General features: G+C 44.1%; 13 protein-coding genes. 3 read left to right on the top strand and 10 right to left on the bottom strand.

What is annotated here, in order from left to right; all coding sequences use genetic code 11:
- Positions 1-18: 18 nt before the first annotated feature.
- From SD449_RS04415 to SD449_RS04395, 5 genes are all read right to left on the bottom strand, one after another.
- On the bottom strand, positions 19-717 hold the full coding sequence (locus SD449_RS04415) for a DUF2490 domain-containing protein (RefSeq protein WP_318309021.1): 699 nt from the start codon (positions 715-717) through the stop codon (positions 19-21).
- A complete protein-coding gene (locus SD449_RS04410) occupies positions 714-2,633 on the bottom strand; it encodes a S9 family peptidase (RefSeq protein WP_318309020.1) in 1,920 nt (639 codons plus the stop codon). The genes SD449_RS04415 and SD449_RS04410 overlap by 4 nt, the downstream gene beginning before the upstream one ends.
- Before the next feature lie 7 nt (positions 2,634-2,640).
- Positions 2,641-5,847, bottom strand: a complete 3,207-nt coding sequence (locus SD449_RS04405; protein WP_318309018.1) for a VPS10 domain-containing protein — start codon at positions 5,845-5,847, stop codon at positions 2,641-2,643.
- Between the two features lie 148 nt (positions 5,848-5,995).
- Positions 5,996-7,252, bottom strand: a complete 1,257-nt coding sequence (locus SD449_RS04400) for a metal-dependent hydrolase family protein (RefSeq protein ID WP_318309017.1) — start codon at positions 7,250-7,252, stop codon at positions 5,996-5,998.
- A 22-nt stretch (positions 7,253-7,274) separates the two neighbouring features.
- A complete protein-coding gene (locus SD449_RS04395) occupies positions 7,275-8,681 on the bottom strand; it encodes an amidohydrolase family protein (protein WP_318309015.1) in 1,407 nt (468 codons plus the stop codon).
- 100 nt (positions 8,682-8,781) lie between these two features.
- Here SD449_RS04395 and SD449_RS04390 point away from each other — a divergent pair, with 100 nt between their 5' ends.
- Both SD449_RS04390 and SD449_RS04385 read left to right on the top strand, forming a co-directional pair.
- Positions 8,782-10,035, top strand: coding sequence for an MFS transporter (locus tag SD449_RS04390; RefSeq protein WP_318309014.1), 1,254 nt, complete (start codon positions 8,782-8,784; stop codon positions 10,033-10,035).
- 199 nt (positions 10,036-10,234) lie between these two features.
- Positions 10,235-13,621 carry a ThuA domain-containing protein gene (locus SD449_RS04385; RefSeq protein ID WP_318309012.1) on the top strand — a complete coding sequence of 1,129 codons (3,387 nt, stop codon included), beginning with the start codon at positions 10,235-10,237 and terminating at the stop codon, positions 13,619-13,621.
- Between the two features lie 71 nt (positions 13,622-13,692).
- Here the strand turns inward: SD449_RS04385 and SD449_RS04380 are convergent, their stop codons facing one another.
- Genes SD449_RS04380 through SD449_RS04360 form a run of 5 tightly spaced genes read right to left on the bottom strand, consistent with a single transcriptional unit; the run spans position 13,693 to position 21,006 of the window.
- On the bottom strand, positions 13,693-15,306 hold the full coding sequence (locus tag SD449_RS04380; RefSeq protein WP_318309011.1) for a M1 family metallopeptidase: 1,614 nt from the start codon (positions 15,304-15,306) through the stop codon (positions 13,693-13,695).
- Between the two features lie 13 nt (positions 15,307-15,319).
- Positions 15,320-16,651, bottom strand: a complete 1,332-nt coding sequence (locus SD449_RS04375) for a M28 family metallopeptidase (protein WP_318309010.1) — start codon at positions 16,649-16,651, stop codon at positions 15,320-15,322.
- Position 16,652: 1 nt separating this feature from the next.
- Positions 16,653-17,270: a TMEM175 family protein gene (locus SD449_RS04370; protein WP_318309009.1), complete on the bottom strand. Its 618-nt coding sequence runs from the start codon at positions 17,268-17,270 to the stop codon at positions 16,653-16,655.
- A 5-nt stretch (positions 17,271-17,275) separates the two neighbouring features.
- Entirely contained in the window at positions 17,276-18,799 is a 1,524-nt protein-coding gene (locus SD449_RS04365) for a nuclear transport factor 2 family protein (RefSeq protein ID WP_318309008.1), read from the bottom strand.
- Positions 18,796-21,006, bottom strand: a complete 2,211-nt coding sequence (locus SD449_RS04360) for a bifunctional alpha,alpha-trehalose-phosphate synthase (UDP-forming)/trehalose-phosphatase (RefSeq protein ID WP_225604749.1) — start codon at positions 21,004-21,006, stop codon at positions 18,796-18,798. Before SD449_RS04360 ends, SD449_RS04365 begins: the two co-directional genes overlap by 4 nt.
- Positions 21,007-21,109: 103 nt before the next feature.
- On the opposite strand from SD449_RS04360, the gene SD449_RS04355 reads away from it, so the two are divergent.
- Positions 21,110-22,909, top strand: coding sequence for a glycoside hydrolase family 15 protein (locus SD449_RS04355; protein WP_318309007.1), 1,800 nt, complete (start codon positions 21,110-21,112; stop codon positions 22,907-22,909).
- The last annotated feature ends 16 nt before the right edge of the window (positions 22,910-22,925 follow it).

The raw sequence follows: 22,925 nt of genomic DNA, 5'->3' as shown, positions 1-22,925 counted from the left end.
GTCAACCATTTGACCATCTCATTTCCGGCCTTTGTTCTTTTTAAAGATTCCTCTTAGGTCAGGGTTATAGAACACCGCAAATTGTAAGCGGTCGTAGACGGCATTGGCAAATTGGTTTCTTAGGTAACCTACCTGTATACTGCTGTTTTCGGTAATGTTTACCCCCACCGCTCCATAGAGCCTGTTTTGTCCAAAAAGGTCGTCTTGAAGGTTGATGAACAACTCGTCGTAAAAGTTCAAAAAGAACGTGTTGGTCAATGGCAGGGTCATTTGAATCCGATAACGCGCCCTATGTTGCGTATCGGTGGTTTCCCCAAAATCCAAAAAACGCTGTTCCAAGCGGTAACGGTGTTCAAACAGGAATTCCCAAACCTTGTTTTTAAGAATAAATTGCTGGAAAATCCGATGCTCCTTGGAATTGACCACGCCCTCAAACTCATAAAAAGTATTGTCCGTGTCAATAAACGCATAACCTCCAGTGGCTATGGCATTGGGGTTGATGTGGTAATTGAGCCCTGTTCTCAACAACATTTGGTTAAAGTTGCTCGTGGTCTCATAAAACCTAAACTGTGCTTCGGTGTGTACACTGAGCCGTTCCGAGACCTTGTTCATGCCAAAATACATGAACCAAGATCCCATTTCATCCTCACCAGGTTGTTGTGCATTTGCAGATAATGTTCCTAATAGTATAAAAAGGGCAGTTAATTTTTTGATCATTTACTTTCTTCTTTTATTGGGGTACTTGCATCTCCTTTGAGGTACTCGTCCAAAAACTCTAAAATTTTACTGTATGCAGTGATTTGATTCTCTTTTTTGACAAAACCATGTCCTTCATCCTCAAAGAGGACATACTCTACAGGGACTCCATTTTGACGCACCCCAGCTACAATTTCGTCAGACTCTGCCTGCAATACCCTAGGGTCTTGCGAGCCTTGAAGTACGATCAATGGTTTGGTGACCTTATCGGTATGGAAAAGAGGGGAAATCTGTTTTAACCGAACGGAGTCGGCACTGTAAGGGTCTCCCAATTCTTTGTACAGTGCATCCTTAAAGGATTCCCACCATGGCGGGATACTTTTTAGGGTTCTCATCCAATTCGTCACCCCAAAGAGATTGACCCCTACATCAAATTCTTCAGGGGCATAGGTCAAAGCGGCCATGGTCATGTATCCGCCGTAGGAACCTCCAATAATTCCTATTTTCTCCCCATCGATCTCAGGTTGTTGAGCCAACCAATTTTTTCCCTCTACGCAGTCTTTCAAATCTTTGTCACCGTGGTTCAGGTCGTCCATTTGGTAGAAGGTTTTGCCATATCCACTGCTTCCGCGATTGTTCACCGCTAAAACGGCATAACCATGGTTCACCAAATATTGGATGAAAGAGCTGAAGTTTTGACGGGATTGCCCCCCAGGACCTCCGTGTACCCAAACCAAAGCGGGCACTGGATTTTCCTCGCTTGCTTGGTGTGGGGTGTAGTAAATCGCAGGGATTTCCAAGCCATCAAAGGATTTATATCGGATTACCTCGGCCTTGACCAAATCCTGTCCTTGGATTTCTGGATTCAATACATCGGTCAGCTTTTTCTGCTCCTTGGTTTCCAAATTGTACACATAAAGGTTTGATGGTGTATGCGAGCCACCTGCATAAAACCGCATCATGGTTTCGTCGTCCGAAAAGCTAACGCTGGTAATCTCCATGTTCTCCACCTTGGGGAGTTCTATGTTTTTGCCCGTGGCCACTTCCATCACTTCGATGGTGTTTTTGGCATCTTCGTTAATGTAAGTGACTTGATAGGTGCCATTATCCGTAAAATAACTCCCTGAAATATCCCAATCACGTTCCATTGCCTTTTCGTACGATCCATCAGCAATGGTGTATCTCATCAGATAAGAAAATTCACTGCCATCATCGGTAGTGTAATAGAGTGCGGAGCCATCGGGTGAAAAATCCTGTGGTGCGTTTCCACTTTGGTTTTTGTTGATTTTCATCAATGCATCGGACTCCAAATTGTACAGGAACAGATCACTATCGTTCGTGTTGATGGATTTGCTCAACGCCACATATTTTTCATCAGGGGAAACAACGCCTACATCGTATCCATCATCATTTTGATAGATCAGTTCGGCGTCCATAGTCTCCAAATCCATTTTGTAGAGGTCCATAAATCGGCTATCCCGCTTGTTGGAGCCATAAAAGAATGCGGATTTGTCCTCGGACCATTGGTAAAACAGGGAACGGGCCCCCTGCTCTGGTGTCAGGTCTTTGTGGCTGCCATCGGTGTCCCGTACAAAAATGTGATAAATTTCATCACCATTGTTGTCCATACGGAAGAGCATTCGCTCATCATTCGGAAAATAAGAAATAGAGAACACCGAAGAGCTGTCCGACTGCGTTATGGGCATCATGTCCCCGCCCGAAGTGGGTATGGTGTACATATTATAAATACCCGAACGGTTGCTCGATACCAACAATTTGGATTTGTCGGGCGAAAAACTTCCTCCTCCAATGGATTCGTTGTCCATCATTTGGGCAATGGTGTAGGTCTTCATCGTATCCGCTACGGAAGGTTCCTTTTTTTCTTCTTTGCACGCCCAAATACTGGTGATCAGGGCAATGGCCAATAATTTTTTCATGGTTCGCTTATTTAAGTTCAAAACTTTCGGTTTCCTTAAAAGGAGATAGATCCAATGATTCAATGGATGTTCTGTACGATTTCCATTCATCATTAAAGAAGGCATTGGTGCTTTCCAATGCTGCCTTTAGTTCTTCTTCTGCAAACCGAATCATTCTTCGTTCGGTTTCGGTGATTCCAGATTTTCTTGTATTTACATAGTAAGAAGCATCCCCCAGTCTGGTCATTACGTTAGGTTCGGGATCATCGGTGATTCCTTGTCTTTTGTCTTCCTTGCCCAAATACAGGGCAATGACAGAATCGATTTGCTTTGTAATTTCTTCGGATGCTTTTATTTGTTCCTTGAATTTCTCCTTGTCCAGTTCCTTGAGCTCTTTTTTGAATTTTTCAGCCAAATTTTTGCTTTCCACCAATTGTTTTACGGCATCTGCGGCTGTTTGTGTGTATCCTTCCAGTTTTTTGCCAGTTTCGTACACTTCGTTGATGGAGGCGAGGTCAACATCCAACCTTGGGTCCGTTTTAACGGTTACCATGGTGGAATCGGACACATCGCCATAAATGGCCTTTACTTTGTAAGTTCCAGGTTTTACCTCGATACCACCACGTTCTCTGTCGCGTTTGCTGATGGTTCTCGAAGGTCTATCGGGACCTTTTTCATCCAAGTTCCAATAAACTCTATGGAAACCAGCCTTTTCGGGAGTTTTGTATTTCAATGTTCTGATGAGCCTATCACCATCATAGAATTCAAAAAAGATGGAATCCTTGGTTTTTTCCTTTGGCTTTTCGTCCTCGGCCTTGTCACCCTCTTCGCTTTCGTCTTTTTTCTCTTCCTTGGACTTGTCAGCTCCTTCTTTTAGGTAGTATGTGATCATAGCTCCTGATTCCCTGTTCTCACCGCTGTAAATGGCATCTCCTCCAAACCTACCGCCAGTGGGCTGTTGGTATGCGGCCAAATAGGCATCAGGACTATCAAAAAGACCGATTTCTTTCCCTAAAACAGAAGTATTGCCCGCCAATTTTCGCAACGGTCGGATATCATCCAATACCCAAGCGGCCCTGCCGAAGGTTCCGATGACCAAATCCTGCTCCCTTGGATGAATGGCCAAATCCTTTGTGGAAACGGTTGGGAAATCCTTGTTCCATTTTTTCCAATTGTTGCCTGCGTCCAATGAAAGATAAAGTCCATCATCCGTACCCAAGAACATGAGGTTGGGGTTTTTTGGGTCCTCGATAATGGATAGCGTGTAGCTTTCCACATCGTTTTCATCTACAATACGGGTCCAGGTTTTGCCATAGTCTTTAGTGCGGTAGGCGTATGGCGTATAATTGAACCTTCTGTAATCGTTTGCGATCAATAGGGCTTCACCTTTATTGTTCTGAGAAGCTTTTATCTGTGGAATCCAACTTCCCGTTGGTAAGCCTTTAATGTTTTTGGTGACCTCGACCCAGGTTTCACCACCATTTTGGGTATAGTGCACACGTCCATCGTCTGTTCCAATCCAGAGCATATCCTTTTCAACGGGTGAAGGTTCTATCACAATGATGGTGCAGTGGTTTTCCGCCCCTGTGGCATCCATCGTAAGTCCACCGCTTTCGCTCTGTTTTTGTTTTTCCTTATCGTTGGTCGTCAGGTCTGGCGAGATTACCTCCCAAGTCAAACCTTTGTTTGTGGATTTGTGCACAAACTGACTGCCAAAATATACCGTGCTGTTGTCAAAAGGGTCTTGGCCAATGGCCGCGTTCCAGTTAAACCGAAGTTTCGTGTCCGCATCGGGCGGGGTAGGGCGTACAATGTAACCGTTCCCTGTTTTCCAATCGTAACGGCTCACATACCCTTGCTGGCTCATGGCATATCCGTATTGGCTATCGTCCCTGTCTGGAACCACATCGAACCCATCGCCAAAGGCGATTTCTTGCCAATAACTATTTCGGATGCCCTGTGCTTTCCAAACATAGGCGGGTCCTCTCCAAGAGCCGTTGTCCTGCATACCTCCGTATACATTGTACGGGTACTCGTTGTCTGTACTGATGTGATAGAACTGTGCCACGGGCAAATTACCAATAAAGCGCCATGTTTTGCCTCCGTTTTTGGTAATGTTGAGACCTCCATCGTTTCCATCCATCATGAATTGTCCGTTTTCGGGGTGAATCCACCAGGCATGGTGATCGGGGTGCACACCATTGTCCACACCATAGGCGGGCATCAATTGGGTGAAATTTTTACCGCCATCTTCGGAAACATTGATATAGGTGAAAACCGAATACACCCGATTTTCGTTTTGAGGGTCTACATATATTTCTGAATAATAAAATGGACGGTTTCCTATATCGCTTTTATCATTGATTTTCTCCCATTTGAAACCACCATCTGTTGATTTGTACAAAGCATTTTTCTTCGCCTCTACCAGGGCATAGATGATATTGGGTTTGTTTCGGGCTATGGCAACACCAATCCTTCCCAAATCTCCTTTGGGAAGTCCATCTTCCGCGGTGATTTGTTTCCATGTTTTACCACCGTCGTGCGTAATGTGCAATCCGCTGCCTTCTCCGCCCGACTTAAAGAACCATGGTTCTCTTTTGTGCTCCCACATGGCAGCAATCAGTTTGTTCGGGTTTTTTGGGTCCATGACCAAATCGGCAACGCCTGTTTTGTTGTTCACGAACAATACCTTTTCCCAAGTTTCACCACCATCCGTAGTTTTAAAGACACCTCGCTCGGGGTGCTCGCCCCAAGGGGAACCAATGGCACCTACGTACACTACATCGGGGTCTGTTGGGTCGATTATGATCCTATGGATGTGCCTTGTTTTCTCCAAGCCCATGGATTTCCAGGTTTTACCCCCGTCCAGGGACTTATAAATTCCATATCCGCCATTTAGGCTGTTTCTTGGGTTGCCTTCTCCTGTACCTACCCAAATTACGGATGGGTTGGATTGTTGGATGGCTACAGCTCCTATTGAGCCTGTTACTTCATTATCAAAAATGGGTTCCCATTTTATTCCACCAGAAGTTGATTTCCACAAGCCGCCCGAAGCTGTTCCAACAAACATTACATCGGGATTGGAATGGACCACATCAATGGAAGTGACACGACCGCTCATTCCTGCGGGACCAATGTTTCTTGGTTTTAGGTCTCGCAGCAGCTCCACATCAAAATCTTGTGCGGTGATACTGGCGGTAATAAGAAGAACAAAATAGAGGATTGATTTTTTCATTAGTTGGCTTTGTTTTTTGAGTTTAGCTTTGACCAGATAACGGCATACTTCGGACAAGCACGGTCATTTTTTGGTCGCCTAAAGATACCAAAAACCCCTGCCTCATTTCTTAAAAGGATGTTAATGAAGTGTGAAGGGACAGCGTAGCTTATTCATCCTTGTAAACGACCCCATCTTTCATCACATATTTTACGTGTTTCATTTGAGAAATGTTTTCAACAGGATTTCCCTCAACAGCAATGATATCTGCCAAGTATCCTTTTTGAATCATTCCCAGTTCATCAAAATGAAGAATTTTTGCATTCAGTGAGGTTGCGGACTGTAAGGCTTTGATGGGTTCCATGCCGTAGGCAACCATAAGTTCCAGTTCCCGATAATTTTCTCCGTGGGTAAATACACCAACATCACCACCAAAAACAATATCAACCCCTGATTGCAGTGCCAGTTGAAAGGATTTTTTCTTTTTTGCCACTCGTTCTGGGTCGGGTTCGGCACCTTTTTTCCAACCTTGATATTGCGATATGGCATCTCCAGCGGCAAGGGTAGGGCAAAGGGCTACTCCATTTTCTTTCATCAAACTAAAGATTTCAGCCGTACCGCCATCGCCGTGTTCAATGGTTTCCACACCGCCCAAAATGGCGCGCCTCATTCCTTCTGGGGTACTGGCATGGGCCACCACATAGCGACCAGCTGTGGTGGCTGCAGAAACCATAGCGTTTATTTCTTCCTGTAAAAAGGTGGGTTGGGAGGGCTCTCCCGTGCCCCAGCGGTAATCCGCATATATTTTTATGAAGTTGGCCCCGTTGCCCAGTTGAGTTCTCACTTCTTTGATGGCATTGTCCCTACCGCTCACGGGAACGGCACCGAGAGGCACTGTAACACCGTCATGGAACCCTTTTGGACCGTAAGCGCCTGTTGCCACAATGGCTGGACCTGCCATTAGAGTACGCGGGCCTGGAATAATACCGTCGTCAATTGTCTTTTTGAGGTAGATATCGGTATAACCTGCTCCCTCCGAACCCAAGTCGCGCATGGCCGTGACGCCTGCCATCAATGAATTTTTGGCATGAACGGAGCCTCTGATAGCCCTCTCAGTGGGGGATTCCTTCAGAACTTGGTCGTTCCATTCTGTTTCGTTGTATGGGTGCAACAGCAAATGGGAATGTCCTTCAATAATCCCTGGCATTAGCGTCATGCCCTTTAATTCTTTTTTGGTGTAGGTGCTGGCTCTTTTCAAGTTACTTAACGGGCCAGCGTAAGAAATTCGGTTGCTGTCAATAGCCACCACCCAACCGTTATGGATTTCCTTACCATCAAAAACACGTTCTGGTACGAATAGGGTCTGTGATTGCAACGTGTTCACTAATAGGGCAAGAGCTAAAAGGAATATGTACTTTGATTGCATGTTGAGGTTGTTGTTTTTGGAATTAATCCATCACTGAGTTCTTCAATAATTCCTGAAGTTGTTTTTTAGAAAACACCTGATTTCCCTTGATCACGGAGTAAATCATCTGGGTATTCTGGATGTTTTCCAATGGATTGGCATCCAAAATGACCAAATCGGAGACTTTTCCTTTGGAAATTCCCCCATAATCATCCGTTTGACTTAAGAATTTTGCTCCGTTTGGGCTAGAGGTTCGCAGTGCATTAAGAGGTGATATCCCGTTCTCTACCATGGCCTGTAATTCCTTGTGCAAGGAAATACCAGGATAGGCATAAGAGTTGAACGCTCCGCTGTCCGACCCAGCCAACAATTGAACTCCTGCAGAATCGAGCGATTTCGCCAATTCGCCAAAAAAAGCATCCAATCGCTTTCTGTTTTCCCTGGCCTCTTCGGATGAATTTAATGCTGATTGTATTCTGCCTTGATAGGTTTGAACGATACCATCACCCATATATTGAATATAGGCATCGTTACTATGGTCCACCTCGTCCATATAACTCAATGTTTCGCCAATGTGAAGGGTCGGAACTACAAAAACATCATTTTCTTTTAACGTATTAAAGGTTTTGTGCGCAGTGCTGTCCGTATAACCTTCCATAAGGGCGGGCATAGCATCCCAAAAGCCAATTTCACCCCGATTCAGCTTCTCGGTAATTTCCATTTCATTGCTGGCACAGCCTTTCATGATGTAGTAGAGGTGCTCAATGCCATCCATCCCTGCGTTTATGGTCTCATCCAAGGTAACAGTGAACGGCATATGCCCAGAAACGGTAAATCCTCTTTTCTTGGCTTCCCCTATTGCCGCCAAGTAGTTGTCAGGTGAAATTCTACTGTCATAAATTTTTACAAAGTCCACGTTTAAAGATTCTAGCGAATCCAATGCTTGGACAACATCATCTTCCGATTCCACTTCCAAGGAACCTGCCCATCTACTATTGGGGCCATCTATTTTTGGTCCAGCGGTAAAGATTGTTGGACCAACCAACCCTTCTGATTCAATTTGATTTTTCCAGTCCATAACGGAATGGGTGAGGTCGCCGCCCGCATCACGAACCGTGGTAATGCCATTGGCAATGAACAGTTTTAGAAAGTTTTTGTTGTTTTTGATTAAGCTGTCACTTCCCCTTAAATGGATATGATTGTCCCAAAACCCTGGCAATACATACTTTCCAGAGGCGTCGATGGTGGAATCAGCCTTAAAATTACTAGAGTCCACAGGTTCGATAGCTTCAATTCTCCCCGCAGAAATAAGTATGTTTTGCTTTTCAATTTTTCCAGTTTCCAGATGGATGACTTGTGCGTTGGTAATGGCCAAGTCATATTGGTTTACGGCCTTCTTTTTGCAGCTAACAATTAATAGTAAAAGGCATAATAGGAGTGATCGGGTCATTTGTGGTTGATTTTGAATCCTTAAAGATACCTGATTTTTTATTGATCATGCTTCTGGGTTTTTCCAATTTTTTTAGTGATTTTTAACCAAATTCAAATTTTTGAAAGAGGCTAAGCCAAGTTGGTTCTATTTATTCTTATTGATTCTTTCGGGTGAAGCCATCTTTATCCTTCCTTTTGTATTCCCTCGGGTTTTTAGGCCCACCGTATTGGATGTTCTGGAATTGGAGAATGTAGAGTTGGGACTCTGTTTTTCCGTTTACGGTTTGGTTGCCATGGTTTCTTATGTGTTGGGAGGACCTTTGGCCGATAAGTACCAACCCAGAAAATTGATAGCTATTGCATTATGGATGACCGCTTTGGGCGGGTTCGTATTTGCTCAATACCCGGACATGTGGGTGCTGCAGATGGTTTATGGTTGGTGGGGTTTTACGACCATCTTTTTGTTTTGGGCCGCCATGATAAAGGCCACAAGAATTTGGGGAGGCACCAACTCGCAAGGAAAAGCCTTTGGTTTTCTTGATGGTGGGCGAGGACTTACGGGAGGGCTTTTCAGTTTGTTGGGGGTAGTGGTATTTTCTTTCTTTTTATCCGAGTCTCCCGAAGTTGCCGACCTTAATGACCGAAAGGAAGCCTTTACCTATGTTATTTATTCTGCTTCCATAATCATCATACTCATAGGAATTCTGGTCTGGTTTTTTATGAAAACAGATGTAGACGAAGAAAAGGTGATTCTTGAGCACATTTCTTGGCAGGATATCAAACAAGTATTGAAATTGCCATCGGTTTGGTTGCTTATGGTGATTATTTTATGTGGTTATGTAGGCTACAAAATCACGGATATCATCTCACAATATGCAGAGGAGGTGATGTTGTACAACCAAGTGGAATCGGCCAAAGTGGGAACCTTGCTACAATTTCTTCGACCGACCGTAGGGATTCTCTTCGGGTTGATTGCCGATCGATTAAAGATTACGTGGCTTTTGGTCGTAAGTTTTATGTTGGCCCTAGTAGGCGGCTTGCTCTTTGCAAGTGGGGTTATTGCCCCGACAACCACACTTTTGTTTTTTCTCTCGGTGGTTATTATCGCTGCTGGAGTATATGGTATAAGAGCCTTGTATTTTGGTGTTATGCACGTTGGCAAAATACCATTGGTTTTAACGGGTACGGCAGTAGGGCTTATTTCCTTGGTGGGCTATACTCCTGATGTATTTGCAGGTCCTGCTTACGGCATGCTTTTGGACGCGCACCCAGGCGAAGAAATCGGACATCAAAACGTGTTTTGGATGCTGAGCGCCTTTGCTTTGGTCGGAGGAGTAGCAGCATTTATATACCACAGAAATTATGGTAAGTAAGCCTTCGCTATTTTTATAATAATGACTTGAAAACTAATGGCCCAGATGCATTTTGTGTGCCGTATTATGTTGTTCACAGGGTTATTTTTACAATTTGAGACAATAGAAACGCGATTTCAATAAAATAGTAATTATATTGCCACTTAATTGGCTATCTGCTAATTATTAAAACTAAATTTTAAGATTTCAACTATTATCAATGCACATGAAGAATTACATTTTAGGGGCTTTATGCCTACTTTTTGTTCTTGTTGGGTGTGACAAAAAGCGTAAAGGGTCACCTAAGCTTCTCGTTTTTTCAAAAACAATGGGCTTTAAACACGCTTCTATCCCGGCAGGAATCGCAGCACTCGAAAAATTGGGCAAGGAGAATGATTTTGTTGTGGATACCACAACCAATGGGGAATTGTTCACCGATGAAAATTTGACCCAATATTCCACAGTGGTTTTTTTGAGTACCACAGGAAACGTTCTCAATGCACGGGAAGAAGCAGCTTTTGAGCGCTACATCCAAGCAGGTGGGGGTTACGTGGGAATTCACGCAGCTGCCGACACTGAATACGATTGGGGCTGGTACAATAAACTGGTCGGAGCTCAATTCTTAAGCCACCCGGCAGGTACACCGGAAGCGGATTTTATCATTAAAGATAAAAATCATCCGTCGACCGAATTCTTCACGGATACCATTTGGCACCGTGCCGATGAACTATACAACTACAAAAATATTTACGACGGTATCAATGTTGTGATGACCGTTGACGAGTCCACATATGAAGGTGGCCAAAATGGCGACTATCATCCCATGGCATGGTACCACGAATTTGATGGCGGACGTGCTTTTTACACCGCTGCAGGACATACGGACGAAAGCTATTCCGAAGAGTTGTTCTTAAAGCATGTATTGGGAGGAATCAATTATGCCATCGGTAAAAATCTGGAATTGGATTATGCCAAGGCAAGTTCCCAAATGCCTCCGGAGGCGGACCGTTTTAGCAAAGTGGTGCTATCAACAGGACAATTTTTCGAGCCTACCGAAATGACGGTACTTCCAAACAACGACGTTTTGGTGGCCCAGCGTAGGGGAGAGATCATGTTATATTCCGATGAGACCAAAGAAATCAGTCAAGTGGCATTTTTGGATGTTTACCATAAAACACTGGAAACTCCGGGTGTAAATGCGGAAGAAGGTGTAATGGGATTGCAAAAAGACCCCAATTACGCGGATAATAATTGGATCTACGTTTACTATGCGCCTACTGGGGACAAATGGATCAACCGTTTGTCACGTTTCAAGTATAAGGACGGCAACTTCGATATGGAATCCGAACAGGTTATTCTTGAGTTGAATAGCCAACGTGAGATATGCTGTCATACAGGAGGTTCCATTGCTTTCGGGCCGGATGGGAATCTATATTTATCAACCGGTGATAACTCAACCCCGTTCAACGATAACGAGGCCAAATATGTAAACAATGGCTACGCTCCGCTGAACGATATTCCCGGAAAGGAACAATTTGATGCAAGACGTTCATCTGCGAACACCAATGACCTAAGAGGAAAAATTTTAAGGATCAAGGTGAACGAAGATGGAAGTTATGATATTCCAGAAGGGAACCTATTCCCCGTAGGAACAGAAAAAACACGCCCAGAGATCTATACCATGGGTCACCGTAACCCATATCGCATTTCCGTGGATTTAAAACGTGGATATGTGTATTGGGGAGATGTTGGTCCTGATGCTCGTGCAGATAGTTTACAGACCCGTGGCCCAAGGGGTTACGATGAGATGAACCAGGCCCGTGAACCAGGTAACTACGGTTGGCCAATGTTCATCGGCGATAACTTCGCTTATAACAAGTACAACTACGAAACAGGGGAGTCCGGAAGGTTTTTCAATCCAGATAAACCCATCAACGATTCCAAGAACAATACGGGGTTGACCGAATTGCCACCGGCACAACCAGCGTATGCATATTATCATTATGGTGAAACCCAAGATTTCCCACAATTGGGTTCAGGGGGAAGAAATGCCATGGCCGGACCAACGTATTGGTCAGATTTGTATCCAAATGGCGGCGGATTGCCATCATATTATGATGGAAAAGTCATCATATACGATTGGATGAGAGGTTGGATGATGGCACTGCACCTGTTTGAAGATGGTTCGGTAAACAAAATGGAGCCGTTTGCCCCGGATATCGAACTGAGCAATTTGATAGATATGGAGATGAGTCCTGATGGACGCGTATACCTATTGGAATATGGTAGCGGATGGTTCTCTGCAAACCCGGACAGTGGGTTGAGCTATATTGAATATAACGGCGGAAACCGTGCCCCTGTAATCGATAGCTTTATCGTGGATAACGACTCTGGTTCTTTGCCGCTTTCCGTTACGGCCACTGTTGAAGCTCATGATAGGGAAGGCGATAGCATGAGTTATGTTTGGGATTTGGGCGATGGTACGACCAAAGAGACCACTGAACCTACCTTGACTTACACTTACGATGAAGCTGGAGCATACAAATTGAACGTTACGGTTAAAGATCCTGCAGGCGAGGAGGTATCAAGTACCGACCAGACCATTGTGGCAGGAAATGTAAGGCCAGTCGTGAATATTGATATGGATCAAGCGAATACATCCTTCTATATTCCTGGACAGCCTATCAATTACAAGGTTAACGTTACCGATGCTGATAGCGAGGTAAATGAGGACAATGTATATGTTTCTGTAGAGTACCGTTCGGGTATGGATGAGGTGAACATGAACTTGGGACACCAACAAGTTTCAGGTGCCGTTATGGGCAAGGCATTGACCCAAAGCTTGGATTGTAAGTCCTGTCACAAGGAAAATGAAAAATCCATTGGGCCAAGCTACCTTGAGGTTTCTGAAAAATATAAGGGAGACCGACGTTCCACCAACTACTTGATGGCGAAAATCATTGCAGGTGGTTCTGGAGTTTGGGGAGAAGTGGTAATGCCTGCACATCCGAATGTTTCTCAAATGGAAGCAAGACAGATTACACAATACATTCAATCTTTAACGGGAGATGGCAAAAAACAATCACTTCCACTTTCGGGCTCCGTTACTCCAGAGGCCAAGGAGAGTGGGGAAGTGTTCTTGTTAACGGCAAGTTACACCGACGAAGGTACCGACGAGGCATTGCCTTTGACAGGTTCCAAAACGGTGGTATTGGCAAGCAACAGCATGTCGTTCCCTGATGGAACCCCAACGGAAGGTATGCAGGCCATGGCCTTTGGCGGAATGCAGCTGCAGCTGTTGAACGCTACCGAAGGATGGTTGAAAATTGGAGATACCGACCTGACCGGTGTAAGTAGGTTGATGGTAATGGTAGGATGGCAAGAGCCTCCAAGCATTGGTTATACCATGGAGTTGAGGGCAGGATCTCCTGATGGCGAAGTTCTCGGAACAGGACAACTGAATCCAAATGGACTTAGCGGTCAAGGTAGTGCCATTGTGATACCTATCGAGAAAACGGATGGGGTACAACCTGAGCTATACCTTACTTATAAGGCCGAAGGTGAAGAGGCAAGCCCGTTTGCACTGACACAGGTACAGTTCAATTAAGAAGATAATACAAGCAAATAAAAAAAAGGCTCCGCATTAGCGGAGCCTTTTTTTTGTCTAAAAGTTTAAGGTTATACTTTTTTGGTCTCGATGTAGAAGTTTTTGTCAAAATCAACTTGGTTTCCCTCCAATTTTTCAGTTTGCCATGTAGCATTCGGGAACAACCACTTTTCCGAACCATCTACAACAATTTTGATGGGCATATCAAAACCATCCACAATGTCTACGTATCTAAAGCTGATGGATTCCCAATCAAGCTTATATTCTAAGATGGGAATCATGGTGGTACGTAAATATTGATCAAAGAAAGCGGATAAATCCTTGCCTGATTTTTCGCTCAAATAATTTTCAATTTGTTCGGATGTAACGGTCTGATGGTAAAAATCCTTGTTGAGCCCTCGTAAAATTTGACGCCATTTGTCATCATCCTCTACCAATTGGCGAAGTGTATGCAACATGTTGGCACCTTTGTAATACATATCCCCAGAACCGCTTTTATTTACGCCGTACGGGCCAATGATCGGACGGTCGTTTTGAATGTTGGAGCGGGTACCGATAACATATTCAGCGGATGCTTTTTTGCCAAAGTGATAGTCGAGGTACAGGTTCTCCGAGTAGGCGGTAAATCCTTCGTGTACCCACATATCGGCAATGTCTTTATAGGTGATGTTATTGGCAAACCATTCGTGTCCCGCCTCGTGGATTATGATGAAATCGAACTGTAGTCCCCAGCCCGTACCCGATAGATCACGGCCCAAGTAGCCATTTTCAAATTTATTGCCGTAGGTTACGGAGCTTTGGTGTTCCATGCCCAAATAGGGTACTTCAACCAATTTAAAACCATCCTCATAAAAGGGGTATGGGCCAAACCAATGTTCAAAAGCGCGCATCATCATTGGGGTTTGGGCGAATTGCTTTTTGGCCTTCTCCAAATTTTCAGGCAGCACGTAGTAATCCAACTGTAGCGGCCCGTTTTCACCTTGGTAGACTTCACCAAAATGGGTGTAATTCGCAATATTTACGTTTACGCCATAATTGTTGATAGGATTTTTGACCACCCAATTGTACGTTTTGAAATCCCCTTTGTCCTCTATGCTTTCCAATTGCCCGTTGGAGACATTCATCAAATCTTTCGGAACGGTGGCACTGATGCGCATACTGTCCACTTCGTCGTACATATGGTCTTTGTTGGGCCACCAAACGCTTGCTCCAAGTCCTTGGCAGGAAGTGGCGACAAAAGGATTGCCATTGGGGTCCTCCTTCCATGAAAAACCACCGTCCCAAGGAGCTCTCACCGCTTCTCTTGGATATCCAGAATATACAATTTTCAATTCGTTGAAATCTCCAGGAATCTGCCTCTTTTTTAGTTTGATGAAATGTGCATTTCCCTCAGAGGAGAACTTCAGCTTTTTACCGTCTTGTTCAACGGATTCAATCTTCATGGGTTCCTGCAGGTCAATCTGAAGGATTTTATCTTCTTTCAGCACCTTATATCTGACCACATTGTACCCAGAGATAAACTTTTTGGAAGGTTCCACTTTTACGTTCAAATCGTAATAATTCAAATCCCACCATACACGTTCTGGGGTAATGCTCCCACGAAGGGAGTCTTGTCTGGTAAATTCTTGGGCATTAATGGCCCATGCTCCAACTAAAAGAGCAATGATCAGGGTTGCTTGTTTCATTTATGAATTTTTATTACCTAAAAACCTTGTTTGGGAAAACCACGGGACTTTCGTGTCCATCCTTGCCAACAGCAGCAACGCCAAAAAAGTAATTGTCGATGACAATACCTTCCAAGGTGTGCTCGCTAATATCTCCGACGTATTTATAATTGTCCCAAGTAGGGGAAGTGGTATCTCTCCAATATATTTTATACCCTACGGCTCCCTCGACCTTGCTCCATCGAAGTTTGGCACTGGGTTCCACAATTCCACCGATTTCAACAGTTTCGGGAGCGGGTGGCGCCCATGCAATGGATGCAAGGGTAATGGCATTTACGGCGGTCAGCTTTTTGGCGTATTCAAAATTAACGTGTTCCAAAACGTCTCCGTAGGCAATGCCATCCTCTACGCGAATATCTTGATGTTGTTGCGTATAATTTTCATGTGCCTCCATAATACGAACACCAGCATATCCAGCATCATTAAAAGGCCTGTGATGTCCGCCGCGGCCAAATCTATCCAATCGGTAGATCATCATCGGGTTCATTTCGGGCATATAGGTTTTGGTGGTTTCGTACACGTAGCGCGCCAACTGACGGGAAATCCCGTCCACTTCGCCACCATAAAAACGGCGTGCCCTGCGCTCTTGTTCGGTTTCGGTAGGGGGAACGGGCTCGGAGAAAATCCTAAAGTCCCTATTGCTCACAACGCCATCGACTCCTGTTATGTTTCCGATCATATCGTTGTTAAGGATGCCCACAATATCCCATCCCTGATTTTTGGCGTAGGCCGCTAATCCCTTACCGCCATAAAGGCCCTGTTCTTCGCCCGAAAGTCCAACGTAAATGATACTGCTCTCGAACTTGTATTTGGATAACACACGGGATGCTTCAATAGTACCTGCCATTCCGCTGGCATTATCGTTGGCTCCAGGGGAATCCGAAGTATAGTTGGTAGGGTCGCTGACACGGGAGTCAATATCCCCGCTCATGATGATAAATCTGTTTGGAAATTTGGTCCCTCGCTGGATGGCGACCACGTTCACAATTTCCACATCTTTTACGATTCGGGCATTATCGCCTTCCTCTATCAAGTTTTTTTGATAGAAGACTTCAAGGCAATCATTGCAGTCCGAAGAGATTTTTTCGAATTCCGATTTAATCCATCGTCTGGCAGCGCCAATTCCCCTTGTTTGTGAAACGGTATCGCTCAGAGTGTGTCTTGTGCCGAAATTGACCAGCGTGGTCACATCACTTTCAATACGTTCTGCGGATACGGAATTGATGATGTCGTACAGCCGTGTATCGGTTTGGGAATAAGTCAAAGAAGTGAAAGTAAGTACTAGTGCAAGTAAAATATTTCTCATGTTAAAAAGCGTTGGTTTTTTTCTGAAAGTATACAGCGTGAAAATAGCAAAAAGGACCCAGAAGCATGTAGACAATCCCTGGAAGTCCATAATTTAGTCCCCAATGAAATTTGGCAAAAATGATGGAGATGAGGGCAACAATCATAAAAAGCCCAAAATGTCGGGCGTAAAACAAATGTTGCAATGTACTTTTGCCAGCTTTCTTATACACCCTCCAATACATCAATGCGTAGCAGGTAAATATCAATAGAAAGCCGAGACTGTAGAGCTGGAAGAGTGATGAAAATTCTTCAGCATTGATCTGTAAGGTCCCAGTCCATGAATTGATCAGGGATTTTATTGGGAAAATGTAGTAGAGTATCAAAAACAGGAGAACCGCATTGAGGCCAATGATCATATTGTCCATATAATTGGTGCGTCGGAAGAAATTGTAGTGTACCGACCACAGCCCGACCAAGGCAAAAAAACTGACCCCAAAACTTAAAAATACCATCCAATCCACTTGGAGTATGGAATTCTCCGCTTGCGTTCCTACGGACACGACCAAAAGCGTTGCTGCAAAAGCGAAGACCCCGTCGCTAAAGGCTTCAATTCTGCTGATGTTGTGCGGAAGTTTCATAATGGTTATTTGATAAAGGTTACCTTGGTAATTTCCCCGCTTTCCACTTCGTAAATGGCAACGGCCTTGAATTCCATGCTATTGGCCGTAACCATTTCATGGTCGATTACCTTGTTCCCGATTACTATTCTGTTTTTGATCTTGGCCTGAAGATCGGGGGTGTTCTCAAAAAATGGACCGTACTGTTTTTTGAGCATGGATTTGCTATTTGCCATCGATTTATTGGGGAATTCAAATATCTCAATGGAATCGGCGTAGGTATCCGCAAAGGCATCAATATCCCGTTTATTGTAGGCATCCAGTTGTTCTTGTACAATACTTTCCGCATCGGTCAAGGGCCCATCAGGGAAAATAAAGGTCATCGATGCGATAAGTCCATTTTCAATCTGGTAAATGGCCACCTGATGTCCTTCCCTACCATCCACTTTGGTAATTTCCTCGTCGATTACGGTGTTTCCCAAAATAATTCGATTGACCACTTCTACGCTCGATGATTCCACATTTTCAAAAAAGCGTTCGTAGTTCTCCTTCATCGTACCATTTCCCTGATACATTTTCTCATTCGGAAAACGTGTGACCAGGACATCTTCAGCAAAGCAAGAGACAAAACCATCCAAATCTCGCTGATTAAAGTCCCTCACTTGCTTTTGAATGATCTTTGCTACAGATTCCTCCGCAACAAAAGCCAATCTTTTACGGTTTGGGCTGATAGCTATTCGGCTAATGTTATTGATTTCCTCCTGATCAAATTCAATAATGGGCTCCCATCCATCTTCCGAGCCAATATCCTTAGTTAAGAGCTTTTTGCCAGCTCCCGTAATGACGGTATTTTCATCCAACCAGCAAATATCCTCTTCTTTGCCATAGGTGTTGGTAATTTTTTTGGATTCGCCCGTTAAGGGGTCTAGGGAAAGAATTTCCCAGGCATTGTTCTTTTTGCCGATAAAACTGACCAAATCGGAATTGGGTATGTTATGCAATGAACGCCCTACATTTTCGTAAACCGTATTCTGGGTGTTTTCTTCCAAGTCCAAAACAACAAGGTCCATGCGATTTTCAACCAATACCGTAGCCACCAGTATATGATCGTCGAACCAAACGTGGTATCCTATCTTTAGGTCGGATATCGGTGTTGATTTGCTGGTTTCAACATCATATTCGTAAAGACGTTGAAGACCGTCCACATCCAAGCGAATGGCAGAAATTGCCTTCTTTCCTGGAATCCGTAGGGGTGAGTATTCACTGCCCGCCGTAGTGTAGGTCAACCATGATGAAGTGCTTCCTTCATTTACATTAAATTGAAGAATGTCCGTTTGGTCTTCTCTGGTCGAAGCGAACAAAACACTGCCGTCGTCCCAAAAGGAAGGTTGATTGTCATATCCTGGGTTATTGGAAATGTTTTTGGGGTTGGTCAAAAGGGGTTTTCCATTATTCAGTTCCAAATCAAAAAGATAGACCTCTGTTTCGGCCTGTGCCCATCCTTGGCCATAGGCCAACAGAAAGCAAATAATAAAAAACCTTTGTATCATGGTTTTGTGAAACGTTTTAAAAGCTGCCTTACCCTAGCGGTGTTTTCCACATGGTATTTGGCCTGTGTTTTTTTGAGCCCGACCTTAACGGTGATTGCCGAGTCGGGTAGTTCTTGGAACATAAATTCATCGGTCCAATCATCGCCAATGGCAAAAACAAAGTCGTAATCATCTTCGCTTAACATACGAGTGGCAGCCCTTCCTTTGTTCACGTTGCTGCTCTTTATTTCCATGACCTTGTTTCCGTTCAATACACTAATATCGTCATTACCGATCAAACTACGCAACACTGTATTGAGCTCTGTGGCCCTTTTTGTTCCAAAATCGGGGTCGGTGTTGCGATAATGCCAAGCCAGTGAGTAGTTTTTTTCTTCGATGAACGAGCCTGGGGTCCTGTCCACGAAGGACTCGAGCACTGGTCGTATTTTGTCCATCCATTCGCCCTTTACCTGTTCCAACATCTTAAAATCCTCTCCATTTCGGGAAATCCATACGCCGTGCTCCACGATCATATTGTATTTTTTGGGCAAGAACCAACGTCCAAAGGTTTGTTTGTCCCTTCCGCTTATTAAAAATACGGTAGTATTTTCCTGAGCGTTCAGTTCGTCCAAGAGTTCGTAAAGTTCTTCATCGGGCGAGGCTTGTTGCGGATCTTTGTGGAAGCCAGCGAGAGTTCCATCATAATCCAAGAACAACAGCCGTTTTTTTGATTTTGCATAGGCTTCTTGGATGGACAATAATATTTCGGAGGACATTTTTTCGGAAATAAACGCTTTGCCCAGATCTCTTTTTTCTTTGAGGGCATTCATGAATTCATTGGCCCAAACCTCTACATTATAGCGTTCCAATCTTTTCTGTAAAAAGGTGTTTCGTGACACTTGCTCTTCCAAGGGCATGTTAAAGGCTCTCTTCAAAGTGTCCGCTTGTTGCTCAAAATTGTTCGGATTGATTAATAGGGCCTCGTTCATTTCATACGCCGAACCTGCCATTTCGCTCAAGATAAGCACACCAGACTTGTCGGTACGTGTGGCGATGTATTCCTTGGCCACCAAGTTCATTCCATCACGAAGCGGGGTCAGCCAGGCAATATCGCTGGATGTGTATAGGTCGATCAAGCTTTCAAAGGGCAGGGAACGATAGAAGTACCAAATGGGGGTCCAGTTTACCGTGGACAATTCCCCGTTGATTCGGCCTACCAATTCATCGACCTCTCTTTTTAGCAATTGATATTGGGGCACGTTGGAACGCGAGGGCACGGCCAATATGATCAATCGTACCTTTTCTTTGTATTCTGGATATTTTTGAAGGAAATATTCAAATGCATTGATGCGTTTTGCGATCCCCTTACTGTAATCCAATCGATCTATGGAAAGAATGAGCTTTGCATCTGGTGTTGAGGCCTTGTGGTTGTCCAAACGGAGCTGTAAATCGCTTCGCTCGTCCTCACTTTTAGAGTCGTGCAACACGGCGGCATCCCTAAACTTTTTATAATCGATTCCCATAGGAAACGAATCCACTTTAATAACTCTGTTGTCCAAATAAATCTCATTGAAGCTTACATCCAGACCTATCAGTCTTCGTACAGAGCTCAAAAAATGTCTCTCGTAGTCGTAGGTATGAAAGCCGATAAGATCGGAACCCAACAGTCCTTCCAAAATCTCTTCACGCCAAGGCAGGGTTCGGAAAATTTCGAAAGACGGGAAAGGAATATGTAAAAAGAAGCCAATAGTGGTATCGGGACGTTTTTCGCGCACCATTTGTGGAACGAGCATCAATTGGTAATCGTGGATCCAAATGGTATCGTCCTCATCCGAATTTTCGATGATGGCATCGGCAAACTTTTGGTTTACTGATTTATAGGTGTCCCAATAATTCAGTTCAAATTCGGAATACTTCAAAAAGTAGTGGAACAACGGCCATATGGTTCTATTACTGAAGCCGTAGTAAAATCCATCAATTTCATCGGCATTCAACTTTACTTTGGCGCAGCCATGCTCTTTTAGGGCCTTGTCTATGTCATCTTCCAGTTCTTCTGGCGTTTCTTCGTCCGTTAGTCCAGACCAACCGATCCATAGACTTTCGCCTCCACTGTGCACAGATTTCATTCCTGTGGCCAAACCTCCAACACTTGGTATTGCATTGAGTTTTCCATTGCTAATTTGTAACTGAACGGGTAATCGATTTGAGATTATGATAGTTTTGCCCATAAAAGGATAATTTTTGACGTATTTTAATTTTTTGTTTCTTTAAAATTCGGGAAATTCGAGCGCAAAACCAATTCATTCTAACCCTTTTGAGAAATTTTGACCTATGGACAACTTGAATTACGGAATTATAGGAAATTGCAGGAGTGCGGCATTGATTTCCAAAGAAGGCTCCATGGATTGGTGCTGTTTGCCCCAATTTGACTCTACTTCAATCTTTGCAAAATTGCTCGATGAGCAAAAAGGAGGCAGTTTTGAAATACGTCCGATAGGCGACTACAGCATTGAACAGGAATATTATCGCAATACCGCAATTTTGATTACTCGTTTTTCAGAAGGCGATAATGTGTTCGAGTTGCATGACTTTATGCCCCGTCACCATAAAATGAACGGAAGATACAAAGCGCAGCCCGAGATTATCCGTTACGTTAAATACATTTCGGGAACGCCTAAATTTTCGGTAATCTATAATCCCAAGTTGGAATATGGTTTGGGAGAGACCAAGCATTACATCAAGGAAGATTTTATCGCCAGCCTTACCCATAAATTAAAATATGACACCTTGTTTTTATACACTTCATTTGACAAGGAAGACATTCTGGAAGGCCATGAAATAACACTGAAGGAGGATGGTTACTTCCTGATTCGCTATAATGAGAAGATATTAAAACCGACCACCGAAAAAATGGGGTTGGAATTGGAGCGCACGAAGGTGTACTGGTTGGATTGGTCCGCAAAGACACCCGATTATCAAAAGTTCAAAAACCAAATAATTCGTAGTGCCATTACGCTTAAGATGTTGACGTACGACAAGACTGGTGCCGTGTTGGCCGCTGCGACCACATCGCTTCCAGAGACCATTGGCGAGGTCAGGAACTGGGACTATCGTTTTTGTTGGATTCGGGATGCCTCAATGGTAATCAAGGTGGTATCCGAACTTGGGCACAAGAACTCCGCCAAGCGGTACCTTCAGTTTATTATTGATTTGATGCCGGACAAGGACGAAAAGCTCCAGATCATGTACGGAATCAACAAGGAAAAAACATTGACCGAAAGAACTTTGAGCCATTTTGATGGATACAAAGGGTCTAAACCTGTCCGTGTGGGCAATGCGGCCTACAAGCAACGTCAGAATGATATTTATGGCATTTTGATGGATGTGATCTATGAGCAGTTGAAGAATTTCAGCAACGATATTGAAAACGTGGAGGAACTTTGGAGCATTACCAAAGGTATTGTTTGGATCGTAGGGAAGCACTGGGAAGAACCTGACAAAGGTATTTGGGAGTTCCGAGGTGAGGACAAGCACTTTACCTTCTCCAAAGTCCTGTGCTGGGTTGCCTTGGACAGGGCCATTAAGGTCGCGAACATGTTCGGGAAAACCAGAAAACTGGAGCGTTGGACGGCCCTTGAGCAGAAAATTAAGGATGATATCCACGAAAATGCATGGAACAGCGATATCAATGCTTTTGTACAGTCGTATGGATCCCGCCATTTGGATGCATCCGTACTATTGATGGAACCTTATGGTTTTATCCATGCCCGTGACCCAAAATATGTGAGTACTGTAAAGGCTATTGAGGAAGGCTTGAGCAATGATGGTCTTTTGTACCGCTATAAAAACGAGGACGACTTCGGATTGCCATCATCGTCTTTCACCATTTGTACGTTCTGGTTTATCAATGCACTCTTCAAAATAGGGGAGGAAGAAAAGGCTTTGGAGCAGTTCGAGCGTTTATTGAGCTACAGCAACCATTTGGGATTGTTCAGCGAGGACATCGATTTTAAGACAAAACGTTTGTTGGGCAATTTCCCACAAGCGTACTCGCATTTGGCCCTTATTGAATGTGCAATCAATTTCTCCACAAAGCAAAAGGACGAGCGCATACTGGAATCCATCAAGTAAATACATAGCAAAAAAA

The organism is Flagellimonas crocea, assembly GCF_033441595.1.
Classification (GTDB): Bacteria; Bacteroidota; Bacteroidia; order Flavobacteriales; family Flavobacteriaceae; genus Flagellimonas; species Flagellimonas crocea.
This window is presented reverse-complemented; position numbering and strand designations above follow the sequence as displayed.

What these genes read in the sequence shown, in the direction of transcription:
- SD449_RS04410 (WP_318309020.1), bottom strand. Translation starts at nt 2,633, where the DNA reads ATGAAAAAATTATTGGCCATTGCCCTGATCACCAGTATTTGGGCGTGC.
- SD449_RS04365 (WP_318309008.1), bottom strand. Translation starts at nt 18,799, where the DNA reads ATGATACAAAGGTTTTTTATTATTTGCTTTCTGTTGGCCTATGGCCAA.
- SD449_RS04395 (WP_318309015.1), bottom strand. Translation starts at nt 8,681, where the DNA reads ATGACCCGATCACTCCTATTATGCCTTTTACTATTAATTGTTAGCTGC.
- SD449_RS04360 (WP_225604749.1), bottom strand. Translation starts at nt 21,006, where the DNA reads ATGGGCAAAACTATCATAATCTCAAATCGATTACCCGTTCAGTTACAA.
- SD449_RS04405 (WP_318309018.1), bottom strand. Translation starts at nt 5,847, where the DNA reads ATGAAAAAATCAATCCTCTATTTTGTTCTTCTTATTACCGCCAGTATC.
- SD449_RS04385 (WP_318309012.1), top strand. Translation starts at nt 10,235, where the DNA reads ATGCACATGAAGAATTACATTTTAGGGGCTTTATGCCTACTTTTTGTT.
- SD449_RS04355 (WP_318309007.1), top strand. Translation starts at nt 21,110, where the DNA reads ATGGACAACTTGAATTACGGAATTATAGGAAATTGCAGGAGTGCGGCA.
- SD449_RS04400 (WP_318309017.1), bottom strand. Translation starts at nt 7,252, where the DNA reads ATGCAATCAAAGTACATATTCCTTTTAGCTCTTGCCCTATTAGTGAAC.
- SD449_RS04370 (WP_318309009.1), bottom strand. Translation starts at nt 17,270, where the DNA reads ATGAAACTTCCGCACAACATCAGCAGAATTGAAGCCTTTAGCGACGGG.
- SD449_RS04375 (WP_318309010.1), bottom strand. Translation starts at nt 16,651, where the DNA reads ATGAGAAATATTTTACTTGCACTAGTACTTACTTTCACTTCTTTGACT.
- SD449_RS04380 (WP_318309011.1), bottom strand. Translation starts at nt 15,306, where the DNA reads ATGAAACAAGCAACCCTGATCATTGCTCTTTTAGTTGGAGCATGGGCC.
- SD449_RS04415 (WP_318309021.1), bottom strand. Translation starts at nt 717, where the DNA reads ATGATCAAAAAATTAACTGCCCTTTTTATACTATTAGGAACATTATCT.